Below are 17,332 nucleotides of genomic sequence, written 5' to 3'. Positions count from 1 at the left end.
CAAATCCCTTTCTTTATCATTCTCTATTTTGAATGTACTACATGTTTAGAATATGTATAGTATACTATATCTTCCGGCCGGTTCGCAACAAACAGAAAGGAAATCTTCTCATCCGAATTGATAAATGTTCAATTTCAACAGAATTATTCGTATAGTTTCATAATAATGTCCTAATTGACAAACTTAAGCCAAGATGTCTATAATGATTATACCGGTCTAGAACCTGTCTAAATAGTTTGTAATGATCAATAAAATATGTCTATTTTTTTATCCTGGAATTTAATCAGTTTTTCAACAGGACTATAACCGGTTCTATTTTGTCGCAGCAGTACACCGGGGCCGTGACCGGCCCAACCCACATCTCAATAATTATGGGCATTTCGCTCTTAATTAAATTTTATTATCAGATTCGGAGGATGTTTATGAAAAGATTTTTGACCGTTCTTTTGGCAGCCGGCATGGTTGCGCTTTCTGCATGCAGTTCCGCTGGAGGGTCCTCAACTTCGGCCGGCAATGCTTCTTCCAACGCACCGGCATCCAAAGGAAATTACCCATCCAAGCAGATCAATCTGATCATTCAGGCGGCGGCCGGAGGCGAATCCGATTCGACCGGAAGGCTGATTGCACAGACAATGGAACAAAAACTTGGCGTTCCTGTCGTCTGCTCCAACAAAACCGGCGCGTCCGGCGCCGTGGCTTTCCAGTATGTACGAACCCAAAAGGCCGACGGATACACCATCGGAATCTGCCCGGCTGAAATTTCCATGGTACACGCACTGGGGCTGTCCGACGTTCAGCCTTCCGACATGGATTTCCTGGGCGGGGCCTGCGAGACGCCGTCGGCAATTATTGTTTCCGGAAAAGCACCCTACAAAACACTGAAAGAATTTGTCGAATACTGCAAAGCAAATCCCGGAAAGGTTGTCGATGCGACTTCCGGCGCCGGCTCCACCATGCATGTCGGCTCCGAGGTCTTTGCTCAAAAAGCGGGCATCCAGTTTTCCTACACTCCCTATGACGGCTCGGGCCCGGCGCTGACAGCGGTCATGGGCAGACATGCGGATGTGGCGGTGATTGGCGTCATGGCGGCGTCCGCCGGTGTTACCTCCGGAGATCTGAAGGTTCTCGCAATTCTGGGCGATGAACGCAGCACGGCATATCCTGACATCCCGACCGCGAAGGAACAAGGCTTTGACGTTACATACACCACCTGGGTTGGCTTTTACGCGCCCAAAGGACTGCCGGCGGATATAAAATCAGCGCTGGAAACCGCAGTGAAGGCCGGCGTGGAAGCTCAGCCTTACACAAAATTCGCCAAGGAGAGAGGGCTGACCGTAAAATACCGCAGTGCCGATGAATTCACGGAATTCGTTGATGGAAACTTCAAGACATATGAAGAGATGATTCCAAAACTCGGGATTAAGTAAGGTCGTTCCGTTTCAGGAAGGGGCAAACATATGAAATCGCTCAAAAAGGTTTTTAGCGCAGACATCCTGTTCGGGACCTTCATCCTCGGGATCTGCGTCTGGTTTTTCATCATGGGAACGCAATTGGAAACGGCCGCCGTCGCCGGCCGTATGGACGCCGGATTTTTCCCCAGAATGCTCGCTGTGATTATCGGCTGCATGGCGGCCGCCCTGATCGTAATATCGGCCGTACATCCCAAAAATTATTTTGCCGTCAATTCGGATCGGGAAAACCTGAAAAAGTTCTGGGGAACGGTGCTGATGTTCGGCGTTTACGTCATGCTGTGGAAATATGTTCATTTCATTATCATCACCGAGATTTTCCTCCTCGGAATGTGCTGGCTGCTGAAAATCGGTAAAAAGTTCGCAGTAATTTATTCCACGATTCTTTCTGTCGGGCTGTTCTACCTGTTTGCAAGTGTATTTAAAATCATCCTGAACTGACGAAAGGACAGAGACTATGGATTGGATTAACGCGATTATCTCCTGCTTTCAGCCTATGGTCCTTTTATACCTGATCATCGGAACCGTCGCGGGGTACATCATAGGCGTTTTGCCCGGACTTTCCGCAACAATGGGGGTGGCGCTGCTTACCCCTCTGACCTTCTGGCTGCCCGCGGACCAGGGCTTTGCCATGCTGATCGGCGTGTTTAACTCCGGCATCTTTTCCGGCGGCATTTCCGCGGTCTTGATCAATACTCCGGGAACGCCGGCCTCCATCGCGACTACTTTTGACGGCTACTCCATGACGCAGCAGGGCAAGCCGGGGTTAGCCCTGGGCCTGAATACGATTTTCTCCTGCATCGGCGGCTGGCTTGGAACTCTGATTTTGATTTTCGTCGCCTTTCCGCTGGCGCACTTTGCCCTTCAGTTCGGTCCGGCGGAATTCTTCGCGCTGGCCTTGTTCGGCCTGACCATGATGGTCAGCGTTTCACAGCAGTCGATTTTGAAGGGCGTAATGACGGGGCTGCTCGGCATGCTGATCGGCACGATCGGCTCCGACCCCATGTTCGCCACTCCAAGGTTCACCATGGGACTCGTCGACCTGATGGACGGCATTTCCTTTATTCCGGTCATGATCGGCCTGTTCGGCCTCGGCGAGGTGCTGTCGCAGATCTATAACGGCGAGCACCGTGAAAAGGTGGAGAAGCTGAAATCCATGGGGCGGGTAGTGCCCACCTGGCAGGAGTTTAAGCGCTGCATTCCCGGTGCCGTCATCATCACGACAGTGATTTCCGTGATTGTCGGGGCCATTCCCGGGACGGGCGGCGACATCGCGGGCATCATCGGCTGGGATCAGTCGAGAAAAATCTCGAAGCATCCGGAAGAGTTCGGGCACGGTTCCATTGAGGGCGTAGCCGCTTCGTGTCTTGCAAACAACGCCTGCATGGGCGGCGCTCTGGTCACCATGATGACGCTCGGCGTCCCCGGTGAATCCATTACCGCGGTCCTGCTCGGCTCTCTGATGATGTACGGCATGAACCCCGGCCCCACCCTGTTTACCGACAACAGGCAGTTCGTTCTGACCTTTATGGCGCTGATGATGCTGGCCTATGTCGTCATCCTGGTCGTCGGTCTTGTCACCGCGAAATACAGCACCGCGCTGCTGAACATCCCGAACGAGATTATTTGGATCACGGTGATTATACTCTGCGCGATCGGCGCGTACGCCATGAATTCTTCCTATACCGATCTGTTCATCATGGCTGTCAGCGGACTGGCCGGATTTCTGTTCCGGAAAATGGACGTGCCGCTCGGCCCCATCATTCTGGGACTGCTGTTGGGCGAGATGGCGGAGTCGAACTTCCGCCGCGCGATCCCGCTGGGAGGCTACGGCATCTTTTTCACCAAACCAATTTCTCTCATTCTGATTCTGCTTGCCGTCTTTACTCTGGTCAGTGCAATCACCAAGCAAATAAAGGAAAAGAACAAGAAACCGGCCGAAGCAAACACATGATTTCTGAAAGGAGCTGCTTATGGATTGTTTTTATTGTGAAAGGGGCCAAAAGCTGAACGACCTGATGATGCCGGTCTGTAACCTGAAGGTTTCGACCGTTTACCTGGTCCGGAACCAGAATTTTCCCGGCAGGTGCGCAGTCGTCTATCAGGACCACAAGACGGAGCTGTTTCAGCTGACGCCGGAACAGCGGCACGATTTTACGGACGACGTTGCCGTCGTTTCCCAGGCCGTCTGCGAACTGTTCCATGCGGATAAGATCAACTACGGCATTTTCGGAGACGGCGTCCCCCATCTGCATTGCCACGTCGTCCCCAAAAGGAAAGGGGAATTCTGCTGGGGCGGGATGTTCGATATGAATGGCAATCCGGACAATTTCGACGACACGGAACTGAGGGCACGCGCCGAACTGATTCGGAAGCAGATCGAAAAGCTGTCATCAAAATGACGGAACAGGCTGACATACAGTCCGCCGCCCGGGGTCTTGTCCGGGCGGCCGGGGACGGGTATGCCCTTCCGCCCTTTGAAACGGGCTTTCCCGGCTGCACGGCGGAGGGCGCTTATCCGATTCAGCGGGAAACGGCGGAGCTGAGGATGAAAAGAGGCGGAGAAGAAATCTCCGCCGGGCTTGCCGGAATCGGAAAAGTTTCCACTGGGACTTTGGAGTGAACGGGATAATGGGATTATGGAGAGCAAAGTAATCAAAGGAGAAAATTTTATGCTTGATTTTGTAACGAATCGCAGGATTTTAGTCGGCGAAGGTGCATTGCAGGAACTTCCAGACGTGCTGAGCTGGTATCGGAAATCCAAGGTTTTTCTTTCTGTTTTTGACCGGAACGCCGCATGTGTCAAAAAGGTGACGGAACTGCTCGGCAAGGCCGGCTTTGAATTTGTACTTTACGACAAGATCGTTTCCGAACCCGATCTGGACGTAGTCGACCAGGGTGCTTCCCTCTGTAAAGGATCCGGTTGTGACGCAGTGGTGGCAATCGGCGGCGGAAGCGTGATCGACACCTCCAAAACCATTTCGATGCTGGCGACAAACGGCGGCTGCACGGAGGACTACCAACTGAACGGCAAAGCGGTCACGCAGATTCCGCTGCTGTTCGTCGCAGTTCCCACAACGGCCGGGACCGGTGCGGAGGCGACAAAAGTCAGTGTCATCTACAACGCGAAAAAAGGCTTTAAAAAGGCGCTTTACCACAATTCCATGATCGCGGAGGTCGCGATTCTGGACCCGGAGACAACAGTCGGGCTGCCGGGCCGCGTGACGGCCGCCACCGGCATGGACGCGATCACGCACGCGGTCGAGTCCTACGTTTCCAATAATGCCAACGTCATTTCCCGCATGTATTCGCTCAAGGCGCTGAAGCTCTTGGCCGATAACATCAGGACCGCCTACCGCGAGCCCGGAAATCTGGAGGCCCGCGCCAACATGCTGCTGGGCAGCTATTTTGCGGGCTGCGCGATTTCCGCGGGCACGACGCTCGCCCATATCGTCGGCCAGCCGCTCGGTGCCGTGTACCATATCCCGCACGGGGATTCCTGCACGATTTTTCTGATCCCGTCGATGAAGCTGAATCTCAAATACTGCACGCAGGGTTACTGCGACGTCGCGAAGGTTCTGGGTGTTAACCCCTCCGGCAAAACCGACGAGGAGCTCGCGCTCGCCGGGATCGACGTCCTGGACCGTATCCGCCGCGATATCGGCGCGCCTGTCAGCCTGACTCCCTACGTGAGCCGCGGCAAATTCGACATGGAAATGATGCTTGACAATATTCAGACTTCCATGGGGCACATCAAAACCAACCCGCGCCCCGTAAACAGGGAACTGTTCCGTGAATTGATTGAACAGTGCTTCTGAAACGGGTGGCACATTGATGAAAAAGGAGGACGGGGCAATGAATCTATTGGAAGAAGTCCGCCGTTTCCGAATCGTGGTGGCTCTGCGCGGGATTCCGGCAGAACAGATGGCCGCGGCCGCCGCGGCACTGTTCGACGGAGGGATCCGGATGCTGGAGGTCACATTCCGGCAGAGCTCCGAAACGGCGGAAGAAGACGCCGTGCGCGGAATCCGGAGCATCCGCGCGGCGATGGGAAACAAAATGAAAATCGGTGCCGGGACCGTGATGACGCGTTCGCAGGTACGGGCCGCCGCGGAAGCCGGCGCGGAATACATTCTCGCGCCGAACGTGGATCCGGAGGTGCTTTCGGAATGCGGGAAGCTCGGCCTGCCCGCCGTCCCCGGCGCGTTCACTCCCAGCGAGATCGCCGCGGCCTGGAAAGCCGGCGCCGCGCTGGTCAAACTGTTCCCCTGCGGCGTTTTGGGCACGGAATACGTCAGGGCAGTCACTTCGCCGTTAGACCATATCCCGCTTCTGGGGATGGGCGGAATCAACGAAAACAATTTGACCCGATTTCTCAGTCTTCCCCACATGGAATGTGTGGGGATCGGTTCCGCCATCGTAAAGCCTCTGCTCATTCAGGAAAGAAAATATCAGGAGCTGACTGCCCTGGCAAAGCGATATACCTCGCAGCTGGTTCCGGATGAAGCGGGCGGGGAAATATGAAAATCACGGATCTGACCCTTTACCGCGTGCCGCCGCGCTGGCTTTTTCTGAAAATAGGCACGGACGAAGGGATTGCCGGCTGGGGAGAGCCGATTGTGGAAGGCCGCGCCGATACCGTCCGGGCCGCCGTAGAGGAATACCGCCCGATGCTGGCCGGAAAGAACCCGTTCGCAATTGAAGACCTCTGGCAGACCATGTACCGCGCCTGCTTTTACCGGGGCGGCCCGGAGGTGATGAGCGCGATCTCCGGGATCGACCAGGCCCTGTGGGACATCAAGGGAAAGGCGCTCGGCGTCCCTGTTTACGAACTGCTCGGCGGCATATGCCGGCAGTCGCTGAAAGTGTACCGGTGGATCGGCGGAGACCGCCCGTCCGACGTCAGGGAAGCAGCCTTGCAGGCTTACGGTCAAGGGTATACCGCCGTGAAAATGAACGGCACCGAAGAGATGCATTACATAGACAGCTTTGCAAAAATACAGGCGGTCTGCGACCGCGTGGCGAGCATCCGCGACGCTCTGGGGATGAAGCTTGACATCGCCGTCGATTTTCACGGGCGTGTTCACAAAAGCATGGCAAAAGCCCTGGCAAAAGAAATAGACCAGTTTCATCTGATGTTTCTGGAGGAACCCGTCCTTCCGCAGAACAACGAAGCGCTCAGGGAAATCGCGCGCGTCACCGCCACGCCGATCGCGACGGGAGAACGGATGTTCAGCCGCTGGGAGTTTAAATCCCTGCTGCAGGACGGATACGCCGACATCATTCAGCCCGATTTGTCCCACGCGGGAGGAATCAGCGAATGTAAAAAAATCGCTTCGATGGCGGAAGCGTACGATGTCGCCGTAGCTCCCCACTGCCCGCTCGGCCCCATCGCGCTCGGCGCGTGCGTTCAGCTGGACGCCTGCACGCCAAATGTGTTTATCCAGGAGCAAAGCCTCGGCATTCATTACAATCAGGGCAGCGATCTGCTGGATTATCTGAATGATCCGACGGTCTATCAGTACCAGAAAGGCTTTCTGAAACTTCCGGACGGACCGGGACTCGGTATCTCCGTCAACGAAGAGGCGGTGAAGGAGGCTTCCCGGAACAGCTCCGCATGGAAAAATCCGGTTTGGCGGAACTATGACGGAACCATCGCCGAGTGGTGACAAATAGGGGGAAAATGATGAAATATTTTTTTACAATCGATACGGGCACGACCAACACCCGCGTTGTTCTGTTTACCAGTGAATATCAGACGGTCGGAAGCAAAAAGGTGGAGGCCGGCGTTCGGGACACGGCGATCGACGGCAACAATCTGAAGATCAAGGCCGCGGTCAAGGACTGCCTGGAAAATCTTCTGAGAGAGAACGGTCTGACCTACGACGACATCGAACGCGTGATCGCCAGCGGAATGATCACCTCCAACGTAGGTTTGCTGGAAATTCCTCATCTGGTTGTCCCCGTGGGCCTTCAGGACCTGGCGGAGAAAACCAAGGCGGTCCTTCTCGACGACGTATGCCCTCTGCCGATCTACTTTATCCCGGGAGTGAAAAACTCCGCCGGGCCGATCGATCTCCGGAATTTTGAGGCCATGGATATCATGCGCGGCGAGGAAGTGGAGAGCATTGCGGTTCTCAGCCGCTTTCCCGCGCAGAAGGACTACCTGCTGGTTCTCCCCGGCTCTCACACAAAATTCGTCTCCATTAACTCCGATGGAAAAATAACCGGATGCCTGACCAGCATCAACGGTGAAATCCTGGACGCGATCACACGGCATACGATCATTGCGGATGCGGTCGGGCGCGAATTTGTACGGCCCGGCCAATACGACCGCGGCATGGTTTTGCTCGGCTTTGCCACCGCACAGAAATCCGGAATCGGAAGGGCCTGTTTCTCCGGGCGCATTTTGAACCAATTCGTCCTGTCCGACAAGCAGAAAGTCGCAAACTACATTCTGGGAGTGGCGCTGCAGAGCGACATAACTGCCGTAAAAAATTCGGACGCTCTGAAAGTCAGTCATGAAACGGACGTCATTGTCGCCGGCAGCGGCGTGCTAGAAACGGCGATGGCCGACATCCTGAATAAAGACGGGTATTTCGCTCAGGTGCAATCATTCCGGCCGGAAGGGGATTTGCCGCTTTCCGCCATGGGCTGCCACATTGTGGCGCAGAAATGCAATTTACTATGAAGGATGAGGAAAATGAAAGCGGTCATTACCGATTATCAATATGAAAATGTGGAGACGGAAAGAAAGCTCATTACGGAAACCGGCGCCGAACTGGTCGACTGCCATTGCAGGACGGAAGATGAAGTGATCGACGCGACCCACGACGCCGACGCGGTGGTCGTTCAGTACTGCAACGCGACGGAAAACGTGATCCGTCATCTGGAGCACTGCAAACTGATCATCAAATACGGCATCGGCGTGGACAACATCGACGTCCGGGCGGCAACGAAAAAAAAGATTTTTGTCGCGAACGTGCCGGACTACGGAGTGGAAGAAGTTTCAAACCACACGATGGCGTTTTTGCTTGCCCTTGCAAGAAAGCTGCCGCAGATGACGCAGGGATTAAAAGACGGCGTGTGGGGGTATTCCGGGGCTGTACCTGCCAACCGCCTCAGTCTCTGCACCTTAGGCCTGATCGGCTTCGGCCGCATCCCGCAGCAGGTCTGCAACAAAGCACAGGCATTCGGCATGCGTGTGCTGGCCTATGACCCCTATCAGAAGGAGGAAGCCGTCCATGGCGCCGGTGCGGAGCAGGTCGATTTCGACACGCTGCTGAAAGAAAGCGACTATATTTCGTGCCACTGCCCGCTGACAGCCCAAACCCGACACTGCGTCGACGCGGCCGCTATAGAGAAAATGAAACCCACGGCATGTCTGATCAACACCGCGCGCGGCGGCATCATCTGCGAGAGCGACCTGATCGACGCGCTGAAGCGGAAGCAAATTGCGGGGGCTGCGCTGGACGTGTACGAAAAGGAACCTCTGCCGGCAGACAGCGAGCTGCTAAACCTGCCCAATGTAATTGCCACCGCGCATTCCGCGTGGTATACGGAGGAAGCCATTCAAACGCTGCAGAGAAAAGTCGCCGAGGAAGTCGTCCGCGTTTTGCAGGGACTTCCGCCGCTGAATCCGATCAACCGTGAACTTCTCACAGGAAGCCATTCATAACGGCAATCTGAAAAGACTTCGACCGCTGATGCCTGCCGGATTCAAGGGCGTGAAAAGGACCTTTGGCCGGAAGAGAGCCGTTGGTTCGTCAAAGCGCTGTTTCCCAAACAGCATTTTATTCGATGAACTTGAAAAGCTACTGTATGACCATAAAAACGGTTCCCCGCTTTCGTGAGGAACCGTTTCTGAATTCCATATCATTTCTTCTGTCTGCTTCATGGAGTGCACCTCTCGCCCGGGAGGCGCCTCCTTTTCTTTATCGCCTCGGGGTGTAAAATTGTGAGAATTGAATTGCCGCTGCTCTGTCAGTCCCTGACCACCATCTCCCCATATTGTTTTTTCTCGTCGGTAATGAACCGGCGCACTTCTTCCTCCGTGGGCATGGACGCCGCGCAGCTGTGCTTGGACACAAGCATGGACGCGGACGCGCTGCCAAACTCAAGGCAGTCAATCATTTCCCAGCCGTTAAAAAGACCGAACAGGAACGAGGAGGCATATCCGTCCCCGCCGCCGAATCCTTTCATGGCCTGCACGGGAAAGGGCTTTACGGAATAGCTTTGCCCGTCAATGGTGTAAGCAGTCGAACCCTGTTTGCCGTGCTTGATAATCACAATCTTATTATTGAAGCCGAGCCAGCACTCTGCCCGGGCCTCATCGTTTTCACAAACGCCCATGATCTTTTCCGTCAGCTCGAATTCCTCCTGGGAACCGATGACGATATCGCTTTTTTCCGCCACGCACGAATAATAAATGGCGATTTCATCCTTGTTTTTCCAGTTATAAGGCCTATAATCGATATCGAATATAATTTTTGTATTTGTTTTCTTTGCCAGCCCAACCGCTTTCAAGGCAGCCTCCCTGGAAGGGCTTTCGCAAAGTGAGGTTCCTGAAATCAGAAGCGCCTTGGCGGAAGCAATATAGCCCTCATCAATATCATCGACATTGAGCTGCAGGTCCGCCACATGATCCCGGTACATGAGAAGGCTGCTTTGCATCGGGCTGAGGATTTCCGTAAAAGTAAGGCCTATTTTTTCCCCGTTGGTGCAGCGGACCACATGGGAAGTATCAATGCCTTCGTTCTTAAAAATTCCTTCTACAAAATCGCCCATCTGGTCATCGGAGATTCGCCCCAGAAAACCGACTTTCTTTTTCAGACGCGCCAGGCCGACGGAAATATTTGCGGGGGATCCGCCCAGATATTTTTTAAAAGTCAGGCTTTCCGAAAGCGGCCGGTTCATGTCAACAGGGTTGAAATCAACGGCAATTCTGCCGAGTGCGATCAGATCCAGCGGCCTGTCGGCGTCAAAATTAATGTATGACATCAGAATCCTCCTCGTTTTGTGGTTGATAAGATTTTTATGTGCACGCATTTTGGCCGGTTAAGCGATTGGAGCCTTTCCCCCGCTTCCGAATACCTCGATGTGTCTTTTCACGTTTTCGTAAGCACCCTGAATTTCACTTTCATGCAGGTCGTAATAACTGGCGATTTCTTCGCTTAGTATGCCGTGTTTCACGGCTTCATAGACCTTCTGAAACGTTGCGGTCGCGATGTTGAGCTTGACCATTCCCTTGCTGATGCAGGCACGGTAATCTTCATCGGTCAGCCCCGATCCGCCGTGAAGGACAAGCGGGACGGGAGTCGCGTTATGGATCCTCTCCAGAATATCGAACCTCAGATTTGGCTTTCCAACATAAAAACCATGCGCGTTCCCGATGGCGATTGCCAAAGCGTCCACGCCGGTCTCCTCGTAGAAGCGTTTGGCCGTCTCCGGGTCACTGTACACGATGCCGGAGGATCCGGTCCCGCCTTCGCTTCCCCCTACGCTGCCGATTTCCGCTTCGACCGCGGCGCCGTATTGTTCGGCCAGTTTTTTAACCTGCAGTGTTTTCTTAACATTTTCTTCAAACGGCAGGCTGGAGCCGTCAAACATCACGGAAGTAAAACCGTAGTCAAGAGCTCTATGTATGACGCTTTCCGTCTTGCCATGGTCAAAGTGGACGGCCACAGGCACTTCCGCCTTGTGCGCGGCCTCCACCATCGGCGGACCGATCACCTCGAGAGGAGAATGGACGAGCCGTGATTCCGCAATCTGCATCATCATTGGGGAATGGAGCGCCTCGGCGGCCCGAACGGTTCCCAGAATCATTTCCAAATTTGCCACGTTAAAGCAGCCGAGTCCATAACGGCCGCGTTTCGCGTCGGTCAGCAGGGTCCTCATATTTACAATAGCCAAACAAAATACCTCCTCGGTTCTTGCCAAAATTCTCAATGGAATTACAGAAAATGATACGCTTGGAAGGAGATTAGAATGCTTTTAAAATGGTCTTGATTAATATTTGATTTGATTTTGATAAAGTATTGTATATTGTCAGCGTTCCCTTTATAATGAAGTCAACAAGATTCAGTTAAGGGAGATTGAACATGAAAGCATCCAGAATAGAAGCCGTAGAAGCGTATGTCATGGGGAAAACCGTGGTCTCCATTGAGGAACTTTGCGAACATTTTAATGTATCAAAAAGCACAATTCGTAGAGATATAGATGAAGTCCTGCGGCGCGGTACCATTAAAAAGGTGTATGGAGGGGTATCCGCCAGCAAAAAACGCAGCCTGATTTCGTTTACGGAGCGCCACGTCGTGAACCCGGAGGAAAAGGACTGCATCGCCCGGCTGGCCTCCAAGCAGATCTGCAACGGAGATATCGTTTTTATTGATTCGGGCACCACAACATCACGCATCGTGGACTATCTGACGGACCGCAAAAATGTTACGATCATCACTCACAACCTGGACATTGCAATCCGCTCGATCCCGAATGAAAACATCAACCTGATCATACTGCCAGGGGTTCTGAACCGAAAGACTCTCTCGCTGGTCGGCTCCGAGGCGGCGGATATTCTAAGTACCTACAATATCTCAAAAGCTTTTATGGCAACCGCAGGGATTTCCTTGGAAGCCGGTGTCACAAACTCATCGGAACTGGAGTGCGGCATCAAAAAGATGGCTATGAAGAAAAGCTCGATGAGATTTCTGCTGATTGACGACAGTAAGTTCGATGCGGTTTCCCTAATGACCTATGCTCAAGCCGGCGATTTCACTGCGGTTGTCACCAACAAACAGCCTTCCGAAAAATTCAGAACCCTTTTTCAGAGGCTTGAAGTGAAATTAATCTGTCCGGATTAACTCCGTGAATCAATCCATGACGCCGACGACCTTTATAAATTCTCCGGGATGTTCGTCAAGATCGCGGACTGCCTGGGGAATTTCATCGAACGGGACGACCTTGCTTAAAACCTTGCGGACGTCGACTTTCCCTGAGTGGATCAGCCTGATCGCTTCCGGGAATTCTCCGACGCTGGTGCGGGAGCCTCTGATCTGCAGCTCGTTTCGGGTAATCGTGGCCGTGTCCAGCTCCACTTTCCCTTTGGGCCATCCGGTCAAAGCGATTCTGCCCGTTCGCGCCGCGTAGGTCAGGGAAGCGGCGACGGCCGGGATGGAGCCGGAGGCTTCCATGACGCACTCGGCCATTCTTCCTCCCGTGATCTTTTTCAGCTCTGCGGCCGCGTTCTGGCTGGCAACGTTGACGACGCGCTCCACCCCGCAGTTCTTTGCGGTTTCCAAACGCCCGTCGTCGACATCCAGCACGACGGGGATCCCGCCGTATTCCCTGCAGGCCATTGCCGCGAGCAAACCGATCGGGCCGGAACCGATAATGGCGAAATGTTCGCCCGCCTGAAGCTCGACGGTATGGATGGCGTGCAGAGCGATGGTAAGCGGCTCCGCAATCGCGGCGTGCTCCCAGGTCATGCCTTCCGGAATCCGGCAGAGCTGGCTGACCGGATGGGAAAAATATTCGCACATGGAACCGTCGGTCTGGACTCCAAGGCATTTCAGGGTTTCACAGCAGTTTGTCCTGCCCTTGGAGCAGGGGTAGCAATGGCCGCAGAACATATAAGGATCCAGAACGACCCTGTCGCCCGCTTTGAACCCCTGCGGATTGTCCTCCGCGATCCGGTATACGGTCCCGGCGGTTTCATGCCCGATGATCAGCGGATAAGTCACGTTGGGGCTTGTTCCGCGGTAAGCTGCCACATCGGAGCCGCAGATCCCCATGGACCTTACCCGGATGATTGCCTGTCCCGGTCTCAGCTCCGGAGCTTCCATCTGTATGACGCCGATTTTGTGCGGCTCCCGAATCTGGATTGCTTTCATATTTTATGTCACTCTTTTCACAGTTACTTAGACTCCGCTGTAAGCGGCGAACCCCCCGTCGATGGGAACCACAACCCCTGTGACGAATCCGGACGCCTTGGAATTCAACAGCCATAAAAGCGTTCCGTCCAGATCTTCCGGAGTGCCCAGCCGTCCCATCGGGGTATGGGCCAGTATTTTCTGGTATCTTGCAGTCGGCGTCCCGTCCGGGTTGTAAAACAGAACATGCGTCTGGCCGGTCGCAAAGAAACCGGGGGCCAGCGCGTTGACACGAATCCCCATTCTGGAAAAATGGACCGCCAGCCACTGCGTGAAGTTGCTGATCCCCGCCTTCGCACCGCTGTAGGCGGGAATTTTAGTAAGCGGGCGGAATGCGTTCATGGAGGAAATGTTGACGATGGTATTGTCCCCGCCGTCAAGCATATCCCTGGCGAATTCCTGAGTCGGCAGGAGCGTCCCCATAAAATTAAGATTAAAGACGAACTGGAAACCTTCCGGCGTCAGGTCAAAAAAAGTCAGGTCGCTTTCCGGCAGATTTTTTTCAAAGTATTCGCTTGTCGTCGTCGCACGGGGATTGTTTCCGCCCGCGCCGTTCAGAAGGATGCTGCATTTTCCGAACTCCTTCAGCACGGTTTCATGCGCCGAATGAATGGAGGCTTTGTCCAGCACGTCGCACTGCACGGCGACTGCCCGGCCGCCGTCCCTGCGGATTTCATCTGCGGTTTTTCTGGCGGCGTCGAGATTAATATCCAGAAGCGCGACTTTTGCGTGCGTGGCCGCGATGACCCGGGAAAACTCGCCGCATAAAACGCCGCCCGCGCCCGTCACGACAGCGGTTTTTCCCTCCAGATCAAGGGAAAAGGGATTTTGTTTCATCATGAATCAGCTTCCTTTAAAATGAAATGTTGAGCTGTTGAAAATTTGGGCCCGGCGTTGCTATTTTGAGAAAATCAGTCCAGGCAGCGCGGTCGAGATCTGGGGAATGAAGATGCACAGCAGGACAACCGCCAGCACCGCTCCCAGATACGGAAGCAGATAGGGAAGGGTATCCTTCAGCTTGCATTTGGAAATGCCCATCGTGATGAACAGGACACCGCCGACCGGAGGGGTCACGCCCGCGTAAACCAGAACGACGATCATGACCAGCGCAAACTGGATCGGGTTGATCCCGTACTGGGCGATGACCGGAAACAGAATCGGGGCGACGATAATCGTGGCGGACAGCGTCTCGATGAACATGCCGACAAACAGAAGGAACAGAACCAGCAGAATCATGATCATCTGTGGATTCCTTGTAATGGAGGTCAGGAAGGAGATGACCATTTGCGGAAGTTTCGCGTAAGCGACCAGCCAGCTGAAGATGGAGGCCGCCGCCACGATCAGCAGGGACATGCCGGTCATCGACGCCGCGTTCAGGACGATTCTGGGGATATCTTTCAGCTTGAAGCCCTTGTAGACAAGCCAGCCTACAATGAACGCGTACACGCAGGCGACCGCTCCCGCTTCCGTCGCCGTAAATACGCCGCCCACAATGCCGCCGATGATAATAAGCGGCATGATCAGCGCGAGGGAAGCCTTTTTTAACGCATGCAGGATCTCTTTAAAGGACGCCCTTCTTTCTGAGCGGATCCTGTATTTCTTGGCGTACAGATAGGTGATGAACATCAGGCTCAGCCCGATCAGAATGCCGGGGATCACACCGGCCATGAACACTTCACCGATCGAGGTGTTCGTCAGGGAACAGTAAATGATCATGGTGAGGCTCGGCGGGATGATCGGTCCCAGAGAACCCGCCGACGCCTGAATGACCGCAGCCAGGCCGGCCGGGTAACCCCTTTTTTTCATCGGTCCGATCATCATGCTGCCGACCGCCGCCGTATCGGCGGCCGCGGAACCGGAGATGCCGGCAAAGATCGTGCTGGTCAGAACATCCACCAAGCCGAGGCCGCCTGTGATATGGCCAACCAGGGACTGTGCGAAATCCACGATTCTTTTGGAGATTCCTCCGCTTTCCATCAGCTCCCCCGACAGCATGAAAAACGGAATCGCCATCATGCTGAAGGAATCCACGCCGGAAAACAGTTTGTGGCCGACCAGAACGGGATTGATCGTGCCGGTATTAAAAATGGCAATAACCGAGCCCAATCCCATCGAAAAGGCGATCGGCACGCCTAAAACGAGCAATATGAAAAAGATAATGAATGCAATCGCAAGCATAGTTTTTCCTCTCCATCACGGTATGGGCGGAACAGAAACCGCGGCCCTTGGACCGCGCCGCCCGATCGTTTAATTTTCAATCTCACTTTACTCATCCGTCTCGGAAACAGCCGGGTTTTTTCCTTCTTTCAATTTATTGATGCAGTAAAAGACCTGCTCAATCAGCATCAGGACGGAACCGAGAGGAATCGCGAGCATCACCAGGCCCATGTTCAAATGCAGAATGGAAGAAGACTGGACCAAGTTTGTCTGGCACAGAATGATTCCAAGGTAAATTACCACCGCCAGAAAGGCTATGCAGCACAGGTTCACGACCGAAAAAGTGATTTTCCATATTTTTTCCGGAAGGGAATCCAGCAGGATGTCGAAGGTGATATTCATACCCTTCCGAACCGTAATGCTGCCGCCGACATAGATCAGCCAGATAAAGCAGTAGCGGGAAGCTTCGTCCGCCCAGGGCAAAGCATTTTGAAAAACGTACCGGAACAATACCTGAATGAAAACAATGATAACCAGCACAATAAACAAAACGGTCACAAACGCGTCCACCGTTTTGCGGATGCCGTTGAAAAATCTAGTGTTCATCTATGGCTCTCTCCCCTTTACAGAAATTGTTCCGCCGGGCCGGCCCGGAAAAAGTACGGACCGGCGGAAACATGCCGCTCTCAGGCGGTTTTCTGAATCGTGTTGTAAAGATCCTCCCAATTGTTCTGCTTGACGAAATCGTCGACGTAGGGCTTCACCGCCGCTTTGAAGGGCGCTTTGTCCACTTTCGTGATTTTCACTCCGTCCTTCTCCAGCTCGGCGTATTTCTCGTCAAAAAGCTTGTCCGTGTACTTGTAAAAGTAAGTAAGCGCTTCCTTGCTGGCTTCTTCGAAAGCCGTTTTCTGGGAATCGGTCAGCGATTCATAGACTTTTTCGCTCATGTTCAGCGCGGTGAAGGTCATCACATGCTCCGTCTGCACATAGTTTTTCGCAACCTCATAGAACTTTTGAAGGACCATGTATTCCGCGTGGCCCTCCAACCCGTCGGCGACGCCGGTCTGCACTGCCGTGTAGGCTTCTCCGGAAGAAATGACGCTGGGATTTGCGCCGATCAGCTCAAAGAATTTGATGATCGTCGGGGCTTCGGGAGTCCTCATCTTCAGATTTTTAAAACCGTCGATGGAATTGACGTTCATTTTTTTGACCAGGCAGTTACGGAAGTTCAGGCATTCTATGGTAATGGGACGGATGCCGGAAGCCTTTACCAGCCGGTCTTTCAGCGGCTGAATAATGTCGGAGGAACTGACGTCGATCGCCTGCTTCCTGGTGTCAAAAACGTAAGGAAGGTCCAGCAGGCCGCAGGAGGCGTCATAATTCGCCCACAGGGAAGTGTCGGACATCGCCAGGTCGAGCGTGCCGAGCTTCAGCGCTTCCAGGGCATCCTTCTGTCCATAGAGCTGCCCGTTCGGGTAAATGGTGATCTTGATCTCGTTGTTGGTTTTCTGATTCACCAGTTCTGCAAATTTTTTAAACAGGACCATGTTGCTGTCGTCCTCGGTAACGTGGCAGGAGAGGGTCAGTTCCCGCGTCTTGCCGCCTGCGGAGGAGGATGTGCCCGATGCTGAGCCGGCTGTGGGAGAGGCGGTACCGCTTCCTCCGCACGCCGTCAGGGCAATGCAGATTGCGGCGGTCAGGATTGCTGCCAAAAACCTTTTCATCTTCATTTTCAATACACTCCTTTTATTTCTAATACTTATGGGGCCCTCTTTGACG

Annotated in this window: 19 protein-coding genes; 11 read left to right on the top strand and 8 right to left on the bottom strand. The window is 53.8% G+C overall.

The features are described 5' to 3' along the window. Positions 1-422 precede the first annotated feature (422 nt). Genes VA597_RS05870 through VA597_RS05825 form a run of 10 tightly spaced genes read left to right on the top strand, consistent with a single transcriptional unit; the run spans position 423 to position 9,147 of the window. A complete protein-coding gene (locus VA597_RS05870; RefSeq protein WP_164918968.1) occupies positions 423-1,427 on the top strand; it encodes a Bug family tripartite tricarboxylate transporter substrate binding protein in 1,005 nt (334 codons plus the stop codon). 30 nt (positions 1,428-1,457) lie between these two features. Continuing rightward, a complete protein-coding gene (locus tag VA597_RS05865; RefSeq protein ID WP_128741871.1) occupies positions 1,458-1,910 on the top strand; it encodes a tripartite tricarboxylate transporter TctB family protein in 453 nt (150 codons plus the stop codon). Positions 1,911-1,926: 16 nt separating this feature from the next. Beyond that, positions 1,927-3,423, top strand: a complete 1,497-nt coding sequence (locus VA597_RS05860) for a tripartite tricarboxylate transporter permease (protein WP_128741870.1) — start codon at positions 1,927-1,929, stop codon at positions 3,421-3,423. Between the two features lie 19 nt (positions 3,424-3,442). Continuing rightward, positions 3,443-3,871 (top strand): HIT family protein, encoded by a 429-nt coding sequence (locus VA597_RS05855; protein WP_128741869.1) that lies wholly within the window; start codon positions 3,443-3,445, stop codon positions 3,869-3,871. After that, the gene (locus tag VA597_RS05850; RefSeq protein ID WP_128741868.1) at positions 3,868-4,092 is read left to right on the top strand and encodes a hypothetical protein; all 225 of its coding nucleotides are present in this window, start codon (positions 3,868-3,870) and stop codon (positions 4,090-4,092) included. The genes VA597_RS05855 and VA597_RS05850 overlap by 4 nt, the downstream gene beginning before the upstream one ends. A gap of 49 nt (positions 4,093-4,141) precedes the next feature. After that, on the top strand, positions 4,142-5,287 hold the full coding sequence (locus VA597_RS05845) for an iron-containing alcohol dehydrogenase (protein ID WP_128741867.1): 1,146 nt from the start codon (positions 4,142-4,144) through the stop codon (positions 5,285-5,287). 37 nt (positions 5,288-5,324) lie between these two features. After that, positions 5,325-5,993, top strand: a complete 669-nt coding sequence (locus VA597_RS05840; protein WP_164918967.1) for a bifunctional 4-hydroxy-2-oxoglutarate aldolase/2-dehydro-3-deoxy-phosphogluconate aldolase — start codon at positions 5,325-5,327, stop codon at positions 5,991-5,993. Further along, the gene (dgoD, locus tag VA597_RS05835; RefSeq protein WP_128741865.1) at positions 5,990-7,138 is read left to right on the top strand and encodes a galactonate dehydratase; all 1,149 of its coding nucleotides are present in this window, start codon (positions 5,990-5,992) and stop codon (positions 7,136-7,138) included. The genes VA597_RS05840 and dgoD overlap by 4 nt, the downstream gene beginning before the upstream one ends. Before the next feature lie 14 nt (positions 7,139-7,152). Further along, positions 7,153-8,160 (top strand): 2-dehydro-3-deoxygalactonokinase, encoded by a 1,008-nt coding sequence (locus VA597_RS05830; protein WP_128741864.1) that lies wholly within the window; start codon positions 7,153-7,155, stop codon positions 8,158-8,160. A 12-nt stretch (positions 8,161-8,172) separates the two neighbouring features. Beyond that, positions 8,173-9,147, top strand: coding sequence for a C-terminal binding protein (locus VA597_RS05825; RefSeq protein ID WP_128741863.1), 975 nt, complete (start codon positions 8,173-8,175; stop codon positions 9,145-9,147). On the opposite strand, the gene VA597_RS05820 is transcribed toward VA597_RS05825, so the two are convergent. From VA597_RS05820 to VA597_RS05810, 3 genes are all read right to left on the bottom strand, one after another. Beyond that, on the bottom strand, positions 9,142-9,366 hold the full coding sequence (locus VA597_RS05820) for a hypothetical protein (protein WP_128741862.1): 225 nt from the start codon (positions 9,364-9,366) through the stop codon (positions 9,142-9,144). The two genes, VA597_RS05825 and VA597_RS05820, sit on opposite strands and share 6 nt — an antisense overlap. Before the next feature lie 86 nt (positions 9,367-9,452). Further along, the gene (gene iolC / locus VA597_RS05815) at positions 9,453-10,469 is read right to left on the bottom strand and encodes a 5-dehydro-2-deoxygluconokinase (RefSeq protein ID WP_128741861.1); all 1,017 of its coding nucleotides are present in this window, start codon (positions 10,467-10,469) and stop codon (positions 9,453-9,455) included. A gap of 57 nt (positions 10,470-10,526) precedes the next feature. Further along, positions 10,527-11,381, bottom strand: a complete 855-nt coding sequence (locus VA597_RS05810; protein WP_205703204.1) for a class II fructose-bisphosphate aldolase — start codon at positions 11,379-11,381, stop codon at positions 10,527-10,529. A 188-nt stretch (positions 11,382-11,569) separates the two neighbouring features. Between VA597_RS05810 and VA597_RS05805 the strand changes: the two genes are divergently transcribed. Further along, positions 11,570-12,328, top strand: a complete 759-nt coding sequence (locus VA597_RS05805) for a DeoR/GlpR family DNA-binding transcription regulator (protein ID WP_128741860.1) — start codon at positions 11,570-11,572, stop codon at positions 12,326-12,328. Positions 12,329-12,337: 9 nt separating this feature from the next. On the opposite strand, the gene VA597_RS05800 is transcribed toward VA597_RS05805, so the two are convergent. The 5 genes from VA597_RS05800 to dctP form a co-directional block, all read right to left on the bottom strand. Next, positions 12,338-13,357, bottom strand: coding sequence for a zinc-dependent alcohol dehydrogenase (locus VA597_RS05800; RefSeq protein ID WP_128741859.1), 1,020 nt, complete (start codon positions 13,355-13,357; stop codon positions 12,338-12,340). Between the two features lie 27 nt (positions 13,358-13,384). After that, complete coding sequence (locus VA597_RS05795; RefSeq protein WP_128744233.1) at positions 13,385-14,233, bottom strand: SDR family oxidoreductase; 849 nt, start codon at positions 14,231-14,233, stop codon at positions 13,385-13,387. Positions 14,234-14,293: 60 nt separating this feature from the next. Then, on the bottom strand, positions 14,294-15,574 hold the full coding sequence (locus VA597_RS05790; protein WP_128741858.1) for a TRAP transporter large permease: 1,281 nt from the start codon (positions 15,572-15,574) through the stop codon (positions 14,294-14,296). 87 nt (positions 15,575-15,661) lie between these two features. Then, on the bottom strand, positions 15,662-16,159 hold the full coding sequence (locus VA597_RS05785; protein ID WP_128741857.1) for a TRAP transporter small permease: 498 nt from the start codon (positions 16,157-16,159) through the stop codon (positions 15,662-15,664). An 80-nt stretch (positions 16,160-16,239) separates the two neighbouring features. Further along, the gene (gene dctP / locus VA597_RS05780; RefSeq protein ID WP_243112628.1) at positions 16,240-17,283 is read right to left on the bottom strand and encodes a TRAP transporter substrate-binding protein; all 1,044 of its coding nucleotides are present in this window, start codon (positions 17,281-17,283) and stop codon (positions 16,240-16,242) included. Positions 17,284-17,332: the final 49 nt, after the last annotated feature.

Source organism: Caproicibacter sp. BJN0012 (genome assembly GCF_035986805.1).
Lineage (GTDB): Bacteria > Bacillota > Clostridia > Oscillospirales > Acutalibacteraceae > Caproicibacter.
Note: the sequence above shows the minus strand (reverse complement) of the source record. Positions and strands in the feature narration are given on the sequence as shown.

Excerpts from the sequence above, each read along its gene's own strand:
- VA597_RS05870 (WP_164918968.1), top strand. The coding sequence starts at position 423 with ATGAAAAGATTTTTGACCGTTCTTTTGGCAGCCGGCATGGTTGCGCTT.
- VA597_RS05865 (WP_128741871.1), top strand. The coding sequence starts at position 1,458 with ATGAAATCGCTCAAAAAGGTTTTTAGCGCAGACATCCTGTTCGGGACC.
- VA597_RS05860 (WP_128741870.1), top strand. The coding sequence starts at position 1,927 with ATGGATTGGATTAACGCGATTATCTCCTGCTTTCAGCCTATGGTCCTT.
- VA597_RS05855 (WP_128741869.1), top strand. The coding sequence starts at position 3,443 with ATGGATTGTTTTTATTGTGAAAGGGGCCAAAAGCTGAACGACCTGATG.
- VA597_RS05850 (WP_128741868.1), top strand. The coding sequence starts at position 3,868 with ATGACGGAACAGGCTGACATACAGTCCGCCGCCCGGGGTCTTGTCCGG.
- VA597_RS05845 (WP_128741867.1), top strand. The coding sequence starts at position 4,142 with ATGCTTGATTTTGTAACGAATCGCAGGATTTTAGTCGGCGAAGGTGCA.
- VA597_RS05840 (WP_164918967.1), top strand. The coding sequence starts at position 5,325 with ATGAATCTATTGGAAGAAGTCCGCCGTTTCCGAATCGTGGTGGCTCTG.
- dgoD (WP_128741865.1), top strand. The coding sequence starts at position 5,990 with ATGAAAATCACGGATCTGACCCTTTACCGCGTGCCGCCGCGCTGGCTT.
- VA597_RS05830 (WP_128741864.1), top strand. The coding sequence starts at position 7,153 with ATGATGAAATATTTTTTTACAATCGATACGGGCACGACCAACACCCGC.
- VA597_RS05825 (WP_128741863.1), top strand. The coding sequence starts at position 8,173 with ATGAAAGCGGTCATTACCGATTATCAATATGAAAATGTGGAGACGGAA.
- VA597_RS05820 (WP_128741862.1), bottom strand. The coding sequence starts at position 9,366 with ATGAAGCAGACAGAAGAAATGATATGGAATTCAGAAACGGTTCCTCAC.
- iolC (WP_128741861.1), bottom strand. The coding sequence starts at position 10,469 with ATGTCATACATTAATTTTGACGCCGACAGGCCGCTGGATCTGATCGCA.
- VA597_RS05805 (WP_128741860.1), top strand. The coding sequence starts at position 11,570 with ATGAAAGCATCCAGAATAGAAGCCGTAGAAGCGTATGTCATGGGGAAA.
- VA597_RS05800 (WP_128741859.1), bottom strand. The coding sequence starts at position 13,357 with ATGAAAGCAATCCAGATTCGGGAGCCGCACAAAATCGGCGTCATACAG.
- VA597_RS05795 (WP_128744233.1), bottom strand. The coding sequence starts at position 14,233 with ATGAAACAAAATCCCTTTTCCCTTGATCTGGAGGGAAAAACCGCTGTC.
- VA597_RS05790 (WP_128741858.1), bottom strand. The coding sequence starts at position 15,574 with ATGCTTGCGATTGCATTCATTATCTTTTTCATATTGCTCGTTTTAGGC.
- VA597_RS05785 (WP_128741857.1), bottom strand. The coding sequence starts at position 16,159 with ATGAACACTAGATTTTTCAACGGCATCCGCAAAACGGTGGACGCGTTT.
- dctP (WP_243112628.1), bottom strand. The coding sequence starts at position 17,283 with ATGAAGATGAAAAGGTTTTTGGCAGCAATCCTGACCGCCGCAATCTGC.